The sequence below is a fragment of the Aquisphaera insulae genome, from assembly GCF_011064615.1.
Taxonomy (GTDB): domain Bacteria; phylum Planctomycetota; class Planctomycetia; order Isosphaerales; family Isosphaeraceae; genus Aquisphaera; species Aquisphaera insulae.
Genome location: NZ_JAALJH010000064.1, coordinates 13,478 through 25,419, shown reverse-complemented (window position 1 = coordinate 25,419; position 11,942 = coordinate 13,478). Strand labels below are relative to the sequence as shown.

Here is an 11,942-nt window from a genome sequence, read left to right as displayed (position 1 = left end):
CGCACGGCCTGGACGAGTTCGACACACACACCCGCGTGACGAAAGGGCGGCGCTCCGGCGTGGCCCGAGTAAGGACGCGAGGGTGAGTGGCATACTCCATAGAACAGTTTCACAGCATGGTCGTACCGATGCGAATCGGGGCGGCCGTGAGAAATTCACGAACCCTTCAGGATTGAATCGTACGTGAGCACGTACGAATGCGATTGACAGCCTGGGCCGCGTCGCGAGACGCTGGCCATGGCCCGGTGATCGCAGTGAGCCCGCCGAGCGGCATCGCTTTCCCTTCCCGGGGAGGCGGAGGCCCGATCGGCGTGGTCAAGCTCCTAAGGGCACGGGGGGAATGCCTAGGCGTCATCAGGATTCGGGCGTGGAAGGCTGCGATAAGTCCGGGGGAGCTGCCCAACGAGCGATCATCCCGGAATGCCCGAGCAGACCCAGGGAACTGAAACATCTCAGTACCTGGAGGAGAGGAAATCAACCGAGACTCCCTCAGTAGCGGCGAGCGAACGGGGAAGAGCCCAAACCGGGCGGGACACCGCCCGGGGTCGAGGGACCGGAGACGTGGGAGTGGCGAGGCGAGCCGAAGCCCTTTGGAAAATGGCACCGCAGCGGGTGACAGTCCCGTAGGCGTAGCCGAGCCACCTCTATCCGGCACCCAAGTAGGGTCGGGCACGGGAAACCCGGCCTGAATTCGCGGGGACCATCCCGCAAGGCTAAGTACTCGATGACGACCGATAGCGAACCCAGTAGGGCGACCGAACGGTGGGAAGAACCCCGATCAGGGGAGGACACTGAACCTGAAACCCCGTGCCTACAAGCGGTGGGAGGGCATTGGCGCAAGCCGGCCTGACCGCGTGCCTTTTGCATAATGATCCGGCGAGTTATCGTGCCCGGCCCGGTTAACCCCTTCAGGGGGGGAGCCACAGCGAAAGCGAGTCCGAAATGGGCGAACGTCGGGCGTGATAGACGCGAAACCAGGTGAACTACCCATGGGCAGGTTGAAGCGGCCCTAACCGGCCGTGGAGGACCGAACCCACCAGTGTTGAAAAACTGGGGGAGGACCCGTGGGGAGGAGTCAAAGTCTTATCAAACCTGGAGATAGCTCGTTCTCTCCGAAATGGCTTTAGGGCCAGCCTCGGGACGTAGCAAGCGGGGGTAGAGCGACGGAATCCGTTCGGGGGCCTTCCCGGCTACCCGGCGGAACCCAACTCCGAATACCGCCTGCCGGACCCCGGGAGTCAGAGTGTGGGGGATAAGCTTCATGCTCGAGAGGGGAACAACCCAGACCGCCGACCAAGGCCCCCAAAGCGACGCTCAGTGGTAAAGGAAGTGGGATCGCGGTGACAGCCGGGATGTTGGCTTAGAAGCAGCCACCATTTCAAAAGTGCGTAACAGCTTACCGGTCGAGCCATCCCGCGCCGAAAATGACGGGGACTAAGCGTCGTGCCGCAGTCGCGGACTTGCACTTTTGTGCAATTGGTAGGAGAGCGTCGACGACCGCAGCGAAGCGGCACGGGCAACGAGCCGTGGAGCGTCGTCGAGTGCGCATGCCGGAACGAGTAACGACAAGACGGGTGGGAAGCCCGTCCGCCGAAAGCACAAGGTTTCCTGGGGAAGGTCAATCCGCCCAGGGTCAGTCGGGACCTAAGGCGAGGCCCAAGGGCGTAGCCGATGGGCAGGCGGTTAATATTCCGCCACCCGATGGGGAGGTTGAACCCGCGGTGACGCCGCATCAGCTTGGATCGGAGTGCTAGATACCTCCGTGCCGCAAGGCCGACAGCATTCGATCTGGAAGTCCAAGGGACATGCGGCCACGAAAAGCCCGCGGGGGACGAACCATCGGCCCGTACCGCAATCCGACACAGGTGTGCCAGGCGAGAATCCGAAGGCGTTCGGGAGAACCCTCGTGAAGGAACTCGGCAAAATGACCCCGTACCCTCGGTACAAGGGGTGCTCCCTCGCAAGGGGGAGCCGCAGAGAATCGGCTCTAGCGACTGTTTATCAAAAACACAGGACTCTGCCAACTCGCAAGAGGACGTATAGAGTCTGACGCCTGCTCGGTGTCGGTAGGTTAAGGGAGGCGATCAGCGCAAGCGAAGTTGCCGACCGAAGCCCCGATAAACGGCGGCCGTAACTATGACGGTCCTAAGGTAGCGAAATTCCTTGTCGGGTAAGTTCCGACCTGCATGAATGGCGTAACGACTGGAGCACTGTCTCCACGAGGGACCCGGTGAAACTGTAGTCGTGGTGAAGATGCCACGTACCCGCGGTTAGACGGAAAGACCCCGTGAACCTTTACTGCAGGTTGGCACTGGTCCAATGCTTATTCTGTGTAGCATAGGTGGGAGGCTACGATCCGGCGGCGCCAGCCGTCGGGGAGCCGCAATGTGAAATACCACCCTGAATGATCGTTGGCCCTCACCGGTCCGTAGCCCGGACCGGGACCGTGCTCATCGGGCAGTTTGACTGGGGCGGTCTCCTCCCAAAGAGTAACGGAGGAGCGCCATGGTACCCTCGGCCCGGTCGGCAATCGGGCAACGCGAGCGCAAACGTAGAAGGGTGCTTGACTGCGAGTCCGATGGGACGAGCAGGGACGAAAGTCGGCGTTAGTGATCCGGCGGTGCTGGATGGAAAGGCCGTCGCTCAACAGATAAAAGGTACTCCGGGGATAACAGGCTGATCTCCCCCGAGCGTCCCTAGCGGCGGGGAGGTTTGGCACCTCGATGTCGGCTCATCGCATCCTGGGGCTGGAGAAGGTCCCAAGGGTTTGGCTGTTCGCCAATGAAAGCGGTACGCGAGCTGGGTTCAGACCGTCGTGAGACAGGTCGGTCCCTATCTGCCGTGGGCGCAGGAAACTTGAGGAGAGTCTCCCCTAGTACGAGAGGATTGGGGAGGACCGACCTCTGGTGTGCCGGCTGTCCTGCTAAGGGCATCGCCGGGTAGCCAGGTCGGGACAGGATAAGCGCTGAAGGCATCTAAGCGCGAAGCCCCCTCCGAGATGAGGTTTCCAGCAGAATTTCTGCACAGGCTCCTGGAAGACGACCAGGTCGATAGGCCGGGCGTGCACGACGAGCGATCGTCTCAGCCGACCGGTCCTAACAGCCGAGCAGCTTGACCACCCCGATCGGTTCCCCGCACCCGCGGAAGCCCGATCCGGGCGAGACTCACCATCCCGATGGGATCGTGGAAATCGGAGCTGTTTTGTGCGAGCCATGCCCGCTCACCTACCCATGACGCGTGTCGACTCCTCGATATCGTGATGTGACTGACCTCCGGAAGCGTCGCCGCGGCCTGACCGTCGCGGCGACGCATTCCCGGCGACCATACTGGCGGGGCCACACCCGTTCCCATCCCGAACACGGCCGTTAAGCCCGCCAGGCCCATGATAGTGCTTACGCGCGAAAGTCGGTCATCGCCGGGATCCCACACCCCGAAGCCGCCCGCGACTCATCCCGAGTCCCGGGCGGCTTCTCCATTTCGAATTCGGACTAACCACAGAGGCACAGAGGCACAGAGGCACAGAGGCACAGAGAAGATGGGCGAAGAAGGGAGAGGAAGGACGGGACAAGAGAAGAAGACATGAAAACATGGTAATCTGGTTCGGAGCGAGCGCCGGCGGGCCCGGTTGCCGCGGCTCCTGACCCGACCCATCCTATCTTGAGCTCTCTCCACGTTCCCCTTCGCATTCTCCTCTCTGTGCCTCCGTGCCTCTGTGGTTAGTCCGCATTTCCGCCCCATGATTGGCGGCCGCGGTCCAGATGACCGCCGTTGAGGGCAGGCCGAATTTGCGGCAGAGCGTCGTGCGAATCTCGTCTCGGGTCTGGGGCGGGATGGTGCCGAAGCCGTAGAGCGAGGGGCCCCACGAGGTCTGGCCCGCGCCCACGAGTCCGGCGCGGCTGATTTCCTCGATGATGGCCGGAGCCTGAGGGCTCGCGAAGGTCCCTCCCTGGGCGGTCGCGAAGGCCCGGCCGACCGCCTGCTGCAATTCGCTGAGCGCGGAGCCGAAGGCACGAAGATCGCGTTCGATCACCGCGGGGAGGATGCCGAGCAGGACGAGTCGGCAGAGGTGATCGGTCAGGCGATCGGCCGTGGGGGGGAGTTGCGAGAAGGCGTTCCGCTCCGCCTCGCCATGACGGCCGATCGGGCCATGGGGCTGGACCAGCAAGATCGACCAGTCCTCGGGGAAGGTCAGCCGGGTGAGCAGGGGGGGAGCCGACGCGTGGTCGTTCGAGCTCCGGCCGCCGTCGACGATCAGTCCGCCGTGGAGAAATCCGTGGAGCCCGATCCCGGAGCGTTGCCCGCGCCCCGAGAGTCGCGCGAGCTCGGCAGGTTCCGGTGACGGAAGCCCTTCGCTTTCGAGGCAAAGCTGGAGCACGGCCAGGCTGAGCTGGGTCCCGAGCCCCAGTCCGACGTGTTCCGCCGGAGCATCGAGGACTTCGATCCGCATCGGGCCGATCCGCGCGAGCGGATGGGCCAGTTCCTCGCTCCGGCGCCGGATCGTCCGGACGATCGTCTCGACGCGATCCGCGAGCGGGCCGAGGAAGGCCCATTCCGCGGACCGTTCCGCCGCGAGCGTGACGCCCGGCGACTCGATCATCAGCCCGACTCCGCCGAACTGGCGCGAGGCGTCCTTCCCCCAGCCAAGGAGGCCGAAGTGGAGGCGGCCCGGTGTCCGGATGCGAAGGAGGCTCATGCGGACTCCACGCTCGGTCCTGCCGGAGCCGAATCCGCCGCGGCTCCGACGTGATCCCGGAGGATCCGGAACGCGGTCCGCTCCCGGTCGCCCCCGGTCTTCTCGACGAGGACCGCCAATCGGTCCAGGTCGCCGAGGATCTCCGACCTCGGCAGGAACGCCGTCCGCGTGGCCAGGATCGCGGCCTCGAGGACGGCGTGGCGCGCCCGGTTGAAGCCGAGGAAGTCCCGGTTCCGCCCCTCGCGGACGGTCACCGCCTCGATCCTGGCTCGCTCCGCGGATTCATCGAGCGAGGCGGTGCGGAACTCGAGGAAGCGGCAGGCATTGACGAGGACCCAGCCCGAGACGGCCTCCGCCGGGCGGACCGCCGCGGCGGGGCTCGGTGCCAGGCCGATGGCCGTCTGGGCCAGCAGCAGGACGTCGTCGGTGATGTGGAAGACCCCTTCGCCGGACGACTTCAGGTTCCGGAACGTCGTCGACGACGGATAGGGCCGCAACTGGAAGCGATCGAGGCCCAGCGAGGGCCCGAGCGTGATGCCCATCGGCGCGATGTTCAGCTCGCCTCGGTCGTCCACGGTGGTGACAATGCCTTCGAGAATCACGCCGGGGTCTCGCTCTCTGCGGCAGGCCGGGGGCCATCGGGGCCCGCTTCCTCTTCCCCAGCCTCGGGGCGCTTGACTCGCCGTTTCCGGTGGCTCCGTTCGGGGACGGTCAGGAAGCCCCAGTCCAGGGCTTGATCCTGCCGATAGTTCTTGCCGAGCGTCAAGGCGGTTTTCGCCTTCATCAGCTCGCAGCCGAGGTAGAACGCGTGCGACGGATCCAGTCCGTCCATCTGTTCGAAGACGTCGAACGGATCGTCCCCGACCAGGAACTGCCGGTTGTTCATGGCGTAGAGGCGGCCGTCCTCGGCGAAGATCCGCCAGTTCGGGTCGCGAATCCGCCGCTGGAGCTCTTCCAGGTTGTCGAGCCCGTATTCCTGCTCCAACCGGGGGTCGCGGAGCAGGACCAGCCGCGGCTCCAGGTGCTTGGGGAGCGTCCTCCGGGTGATCGAATGGTAGGCCAGGCGTCGGGCCAGGTCGATCTCGCGGACCGAGGACCTTGCCCAGTTGATGACGGATGTGGTCAGGACGCTCCGGATCTCCAGCTCCTGGCAGAACCCGACCAGGATCGTGTTGACCCCCGCGGAGTCGACGTCGGTCAGCTCCGTCAGGTTGCCGATCCCCATCATCATCGGCCAGTCGGGCCAGCGGCGGCGGACCTCCAGGTAACGGCCGAGCGATCGGGCGAAGCCGAAGCCGATCGGCTCGACGATCGGATCGACGCGGAAGGGCACCTTTCGCGCCTCGAGGAACGCCACGGTCTCCTCCAGCCCGTCCAGCGTCCCGGGCCGGTCGGGGATGGCGACGACCTCGATGCCCCAGCCCTCGGCGTGTTCCCGGTTCGATCCGTTGACGCTGAGGACCAGCTCGGCCCCCGCCGCGGCCGCGGCCGAGACCTCGGACGGGTCGAAGCTATCGATCGAGACCCGCAGTCCCGCCTCCCGGAGCGCCTTCACGGCGTCGGCGACGCCTTCCCATGGCGCACCCGGGTCGCAGCCGAGGTCGATGAGGTCGGCACCATCGCGGGCGAGGGCCGCGGCCTGCTCCAGCAGCTCATCCCGCCCCAGCCGCGGAGCGTGGTTGATCTCGGCGAGGATCTCGATGTCGAAGCCGCCGTAGTCGTCATCCCGGTCGCCCCCATGGCCGAAGAAATGGGGGAGTGCCCGCAGGTCCGCGGGCCCGAGGGCCACCTCCACGCCCGCCGCCCGGTCGAGGATCGGCGCGAGGTCGCCGCCGCATGTCCCGGGAAGGATGACCCGCGACACGCCCGATGGCACCTCCAGGTGACGCGCGACCCATTGCGGCGTCATGAGCGCGGCGACCGTGATCGGCAGGACGGCGACCTCGGGGACGAAGCCGGCCCGAGGCGCCAGGTCGTCCAGGATCTGCCGGAGCGCGAACTCGGCGAGCTTGCCGGTGACGAAGAGAATCCTCGGAGGCGTGTCGGTCTGGCCTTCGTTCACGATGATCCTCGAAGGAGACTCGTCAGCGGACCGCGCCGCCGTTGATGCGGATGATCTGGCCGGTGAGGAACCGGGCCCCCGGGCCGATCAGGTAGCAGGCGGCCTCGGCGACGTCCTCCGGCGTCCCCCAGCGCTTGAGGGGGATCTCGCGGAGGACTCGCTCCTGCCAGGCATCGGGGGCCGACTCGCCCCATTCCGTCCGGATCCAGCCCGGGGCCAGGGCGTTGACGCGGACGGTCGGGGCGAGGCTGAGCGCCAGGCTCCGCGTGAAGGCCATGATCGCCCCCTTGGTCGCCGCGAAGAACTCGCCGGAATCCCCCTCCATGCCGGCCTCCGCCTGGTCCCATCCCATGGTGAGGATCGTGCCGCGGCCCTGGGATTTCATCCTCGCGCCGATGTCTCGTCCCAGGCGGATCGTGGCCACGACGTCGACCGACCAGAGGAGATCGAGCTTCTCGTCGAAGGAGAGCCTCGAGGCCGGCCCCGTGAGGACGTCGGCGCCGGCGATCTGGAGCCAGGCGTCCAGGCCGTCCCAGGTCTTCCATGCGCGGTCGGCCAGTCGGTCCGAGGCGGCCCGGTCCGCCAGGTCGGCGAGCAGGACCTCGGAGCGGACTCCCGATTCGCGAAGCGATCCGGCCAGCTCCTCCGCCGCGGCGGCCGAGCGGTTGCCGTGCACCAGGACGTCCGCGCCGGCGGCCCCCAGCGCCAGGGCGGTGGCCCGACCGATCCCGGAGGTCGCCCCCAGGACGGCGGCCCGGATTCCTCGCAGTGGCCTCGCGGGAGGGTTCATGGGCGTGGTGCATGATGCGACGGCGGCCGGCTGGTCCGGCGTGCCGCGGTGTCGTAAAGTCGATCCGTTTACGCTACCCGGCCCGCGCTGCGGGACACAAGGCGAGAGAATCATGAGACGCCTGCCGCGATGGCTGGCCCGCGGGCTCGCCGGATTTCGGACCGCCTGGCTCATCCTGGGGATCACACTCCTGCTCATCGCGGCCCTGGAGCTGGCGCTTCGCGCCGGCTTCTGGATCAAGGATCGGGGCCGCCCGCAGGTCCCGCCGGACCCGCGGGTGCTCGCGGCCGTTGCGGGCAGCGAGACCTGGCTGCCCCTTCATTACCGGGAGCTCGATCAGCTCTCGGATCGGTGGCAACCCTACGTCTATTTCCGCCAGCGTCCATTCGCCGGCCGGACGATCCACATCGATCCCGAAGGGTTGCGGGCGACGTGGAACGCCCCCGCGGCGACGAATCCGACGCGGCCCATCCGCATCCTGCTACTGGGCGGTTCGTCCCTCTGGGGCTTTGGCTCCCGCGACGATCAGACAATCCCGTCGTGGATCGCGCGGAAGCTGCACGATCGCGGGATCCAAGTCGAGATCCGCAACCTCGCCGAGATCGGTTACGTCAGCACCCAGGAAGTCGTCGCGCTCCTCCGCGAGCTCCAGGCCGGCTATCGCCCGGACGTCGTGATCTTCTACGACGGGGTGAACGACACGACCTCGGCGATGCTCGAAGGTGAGCCCACCGTGACGACGAACGAGGTCAACCGGTCCCGCGAGTTCAACCTGCTCCAGTCCCCGCGCCGGCTGACCGGTGCGCTGATCGCGAACCTCGCCACCGGCTCAGCCCTGTATCGCCTGGCCTCCTCGATCAGGACGAGGTTGGGGATTGCAGGGAGCGGGCGCACCGGGCTGCCCGAGGAGAAGCTCCGCGATCTTGCCGCCGGCGTGGTCCGGGGCTACGAGTCGAACGTGGCGATGGTCCAGGCCCTGGGGAAGACCCAGGGCTTTCGCGCCCTGATGGTCTGGCAGCCGGACGTCTTCTCGCGGGTCAGGCCGATCCCGTTCGAGGCGGAAGAGGCGGAGAAGTTCGGCTGGGTCCGGCCGCTCTTTCAGGAGGTCCACCGCGGCCTGCGGGCGTCCTCGACGTTGAAGGCGGACGCCGCCTTCCTGGACCTGAGCGAGGTCCTCGCCGAGCGGGAGTCCCTGTCCTTCGTCGATTACTGCCACGTCACCGAGGAGGCCAACGAGGTCGTGGCGACGGCCATCGTGGCGCGACTGCTCGAGCTCCACCTCCTGGAGCGGCCGGCGCTTTGACTTGGCTGGAGTGCCCTGGGACAATCAGGGGCCGAGGATTCGCGGCGGGCGACGGCCCGGGACCCGCGATCAACCCAATCGAGTGGATCGATGTCCGTCCGTCCGCCTGCCGCAGAAACCCCCGAGTCCGCGACGATCGAGGCCGCGACCTGCCTCGCCTGCGGCTGCCTCTGCGACGACATCGGGTTGACGGTCGAGTCCGGGCGAGTCCTCGACGCGAGGAGCGCCTGCCCGATCGGCGTGGCCTGGTTCCGCGGGCCGATTGCGGGCGAGGTGGCCGGGCCGCCGGCTGCCATCGAGGGCACGCCCGTCGATCCGCGCGTCGCCGTGGCGCGGGCCGCGGAGCTGCTGGCGAACGCACGATCGCCCCTGGTCCTGGGCCTGGATCGATCCACCAACCAGACCGTGGCCGCGGCGATCGGCCTCGCGGACCGGGTCGGGGCCTACGTCGAGATCGGCGACGGGATGGCCTCGATGCCCCGGATCCTGGCGATGCAACGGGTGGGGCGCGTCTCGGCGACGCTCGGCGAGGTGAAGAGTCGCGCGGATGTCGTCGTCTTCTGGCGATCCGACCCCGCGACGACCCATCCGCGGCACCTGGAACGCTACTCGGCGGAGCCCCGCGGCCGATTCATCCCCGGCGGACGAGCCGATCGCCGGCTCATCGTCGTGGACACGCATCGCACGGCGACCGCCGCTAAGGCCGACTGGTACCTGGAACTCGACGAGGGGCGCGAGCTCGAGACGCTCTGGTCCCTTCGCGCGCTGGTCCGCGGGGTGGATCTTCGGGACGACCGGATCGGCTCGACGACCGGCCTCGACCCGTCGGCCCTGCGCGATCTCGCGGGGCAGCTCGCCGCGGCGCGATACGGGGCGTTCTTCCTGGGAGAGGGCGAACGGGCATCGCCGCCGGCCCGGGCAACCGCCCGGTCCGAGGCCGCGAGCCTGCTGGTCCGCGACCTCAACAGTCGGACGCGGTTCGTGCTCCTGAGCCTAGGATCTCCGGGCAACGTCGCCGGGGCGGAAGGGGTGCTCGCTCGCCAGGCCGGCTTTCCTTCGTGCGTGGACCTGTCGGCCGGTTATCCCCGCTCGCTCCCCGGCGTGGCGACGGCCGCGGAGCGGATCGCGGCGGGCTCCGTCGATGTGGCGCTGATCGTCGGATCGCAGGGCCTGGGGCAGGGCTGGACATCAAAGACGTCGCGGATCGTGATCGCGGGACCGGGCGTTACGGACGGGCCGACTCCCGCGGTCCGGCTGACGGCGTCCCGGCCGGGCATCGAGGAGGGGGGGAGCGTCACTCGCGTGGACGGCGTCTCGCTCCCGCTCAGGCCGATCCGCCGGCCGGCCTTTCCGACCGAGCGGGACTGGATCGAGCGGATCCTGGCCGCGATCACTCCCAGCGGGAGGACGAGTTGACCATGTCCACCCTGCGGATCATGGGCGGGCTCGTCGTCGATCCGGCCGGCGGCATCAAGGGAGAGGTCCGCGACGTCTGGATCCGGGACGGCAAGGTCGTGACGCTTCCGGAAGATCCCGCGGCGCGGGCCGATCGCACGATCGACGCGCGGGGGTTCGTCGTGATGCCGGGGGGCGTGGACGTCCATTCGCACATCGCCGGCTCGAAGGTGAACGCCGCCCGGATGCTCCGGCCGGAGGAGCGGCGCGATCCGGAGTCGGTCTGGCCCCGGCGCGACGGCTTCCGTTCCGGGACCGTCGGCAGCGTGCCCACCTCGTTCGTGACCGGCTACCAGTACGCGGGGCTCGGCTACACGACGGCCGTGGACGCCGCGATCCCGCCGCTCTCCGCCCGGCAGGCCCACGCCGATTTCGCCGAGACCCCCCTCGTAGACAAGCTGATGCTCGTCCTGATGGGGAACAGCCACGCGGTGCTGGACCTGGTCCGCGAGGGGGATCCGGACCGTCTCCGCCAGGCGGTGGCCTGGCTGCTCGAGGCGTCCGGCGGCTACGGCGTGAAGGTGGTCAACCCCGGCGGCGTGGAGCAGTGGAAGCAGGGCGGAATGCGGATCGCGAGCTGGGATGATAAGGTCGACCGGTTCGAGGTGACGCCACGGCAGATCCTCCTCGGCCTGGCGGGGGCGGCCGACGAGCTCGGCCTGCCGCATCCCGTCCACGTCCACGGGATGAACCTGGGGCTGCCCGGGAACTGGGAGACGACGCTGGACGGGATGAAGGCCCTGGAGGGCCGCCGCGGCCACCTCGCCCACATCCAGTTCCACAGCTACGGCGGCTCCGCCGACGATCCGGCCGGGATCGACTCCCGGGTCGGCCCGCTGGCGGATTATGTGAACACCCATTCGAACCTCTCGGTGGACGTGGGGCAGGTCTTCTTCGGCGAGACCACGAGCATGACCGCCGACGGCGCCGTCGGGCAGTACCTGGCGAACCTCACCGGCCGCAAGTGGCTGAGCCTGGACGTCGAGCAGGAGGACGGCTGCGGGATCGTGCCGATCACCTACGACGACCGGAACTACGTCCATGCTCTCCAGTGGGCGATCGGGCTGGAGTGGTTCCTGCGGGTGGAGGACCCCTGGCGGATCGCGCTCTCGACCGATCATCCCAACGGCGGGTCGTTCCTGAGCTATCCGCGGCTCATCGCGCTGCTGATGGACAAAAACCTCCGCGACGAGACCTTCGCGACGCTGCCGGAGAGTCTGAAGGGGAGGACGGCCCTCTCCGAGCTGTCGCGCGAGTACACGCTCGAGGAGATCGCCATTCTGACCCGGGCGGCACCGGCGCGGATCCTGGGGCTGACGTCCAAGGGGCATCTCGGCCCGGGGGCCGACGCGGACGTGACCATCTACGCGCCGGACGACGACCGGCGGCGGATGTTCGCGATGCCCCGGTACGTGATCAAGGCCGGCGTCGTCGTGGTGGACGACGGCGACCTGACCTCGGCGCCGATCGGGGAGACATTCCTGGTCGAGGCCGGGGTCGATCCCCGGATCCGGTCCGAGCTCGAGGCCGGGCTGGCGGAGGAGTCGTCGATCCATCCGGCCAACTTCCGAATCCAGGAAGGTGAGGTCAGCCGGCCGCGCGCGGTGGCGGTCGGTCGCTGAAAGACCAGGAGGCGAGG

At 67.9% G+C, this 11,942-nt stretch carries 7 protein-coding genes and 2 rRNA genes; 5 read left to right on the top strand and 4 right to left on the bottom strand.

Going from position 1 to position 11,942, the window contains the following annotated elements:
- Positions 1–313: 313 nt before the first annotated feature.
- Together G6O54_RS26270 and rrf are read left to right on the top strand one after the other, a co-directional pair.
- Positions 314–3,119 (top strand): 23S ribosomal RNA (locus tag G6O54_RS26270).
- Between the two features lie 194 nt (positions 3,120–3,313).
- A 5S ribosomal RNA gene (gene rrf / locus G6O54_RS26265) occupies positions 3,314–3,421 on the top strand.
- A 231-nt stretch (positions 3,422–3,652) separates the two neighbouring features.
- Here rrf and G6O54_RS26260 read toward each other — a convergent pair.
- Genes G6O54_RS26260 through G6O54_RS26245 form a run of 4 tightly spaced genes read right to left on the bottom strand, consistent with a single transcriptional unit; the run spans position 3,653 to position 7,545 of the window.
- Positions 3,653–4,693 (bottom strand): beta-ribofuranosylaminobenzene 5'-phosphate synthase family protein, encoded by a 1,041-nt coding sequence (locus G6O54_RS26260; protein WP_165229934.1) that lies wholly within the window; start codon positions 4,691–4,693, stop codon positions 3,653–3,655.
- Positions 4,690–5,295 carry a DUF447 domain-containing protein gene (locus G6O54_RS26255; RefSeq protein ID WP_165229931.1) on the bottom strand — a complete coding sequence of 202 codons (606 nt, stop codon included), beginning with the start codon at positions 5,293–5,295 and terminating at the stop codon, positions 4,690–4,692. The genes G6O54_RS26260 and G6O54_RS26255 overlap by 4 nt, the downstream gene beginning before the upstream one ends.
- Entirely contained in the window at positions 5,292–6,755 is a 1,464-nt protein-coding gene (locus G6O54_RS26250) for a DUF6513 domain-containing protein (protein WP_250847098.1), read from the bottom strand. The genes G6O54_RS26255 and G6O54_RS26250 overlap by 4 nt, the downstream gene beginning before the upstream one ends.
- Positions 6,756–6,777: 22 nt before the next feature.
- Positions 6,778–7,545 carry an SDR family NAD(P)-dependent oxidoreductase gene (locus tag G6O54_RS26245; protein WP_165229928.1) on the bottom strand — a complete coding sequence of 256 codons (768 nt, stop codon included), beginning with the start codon at positions 7,543–7,545 and terminating at the stop codon, positions 6,778–6,780.
- 112 nt (positions 7,546–7,657) lie between these two features.
- Between G6O54_RS26245 and G6O54_RS26240 the strand changes: the two genes are divergently transcribed.
- The 3 genes from G6O54_RS26240 to G6O54_RS26230 all read left to right on the top strand — a co-directional run bounded on the left by G6O54_RS26240 (position 7,658) and on the right by G6O54_RS26230 (position 11,925).
- A complete protein-coding gene (locus G6O54_RS26240) occupies positions 7,658–8,848 on the top strand; it encodes an SGNH/GDSL hydrolase family protein (protein WP_165229925.1) in 1,191 nt (396 codons plus the stop codon).
- Positions 8,849–8,938: 90 nt separating this feature from the next.
- Positions 8,939–10,264 carry a formylmethanofuran dehydrogenase subunit B gene (locus G6O54_RS26235; protein ID WP_165229922.1) on the top strand — a complete coding sequence of 442 codons (1,326 nt, stop codon included), beginning with the start codon at positions 8,939–8,941 and terminating at the stop codon, positions 10,262–10,264.
- A gap of 2 nt (positions 10,265–10,266) precedes the next feature.
- Entirely contained in the window at positions 10,267–11,925 is a 1,659-nt protein-coding gene (locus G6O54_RS26230) for a formylmethanofuran dehydrogenase subunit A (protein ID WP_165229919.1), read from the top strand.
- Positions 11,926–11,942 lie beyond the last annotated feature (17 nt).

Bases quoted from the DNA above. Each gene is read 5' to 3' on its own strand.
- G6O54_RS26240 (WP_165229925.1), top strand. From the start codon at position 7,658: ATGAGACGCCTGCCGCGATGGCTGGCCCGCGGGCTCGCCGGATTTCGG.
- G6O54_RS26260 (WP_165229934.1), bottom strand. From the start codon at position 4,693: ATGAGCCTCCTTCGCATCCGGACACCGGGCCGCCTCCACTTCGGCCTC.
- G6O54_RS26230 (WP_165229919.1), top strand. From the start codon at position 10,267: ATGTCCACCCTGCGGATCATGGGCGGGCTCGTCGTCGATCCGGCCGGC.
- G6O54_RS26235 (WP_165229922.1), top strand. From the start codon at position 8,939: ATGTCCGTCCGTCCGCCTGCCGCAGAAACCCCCGAGTCCGCGACGATC.
- G6O54_RS26245 (WP_165229928.1), bottom strand. From the start codon at position 7,545: ATGAACCCTCCCGCGAGGCCACTGCGAGGAATCCGGGCCGCCGTCCTG.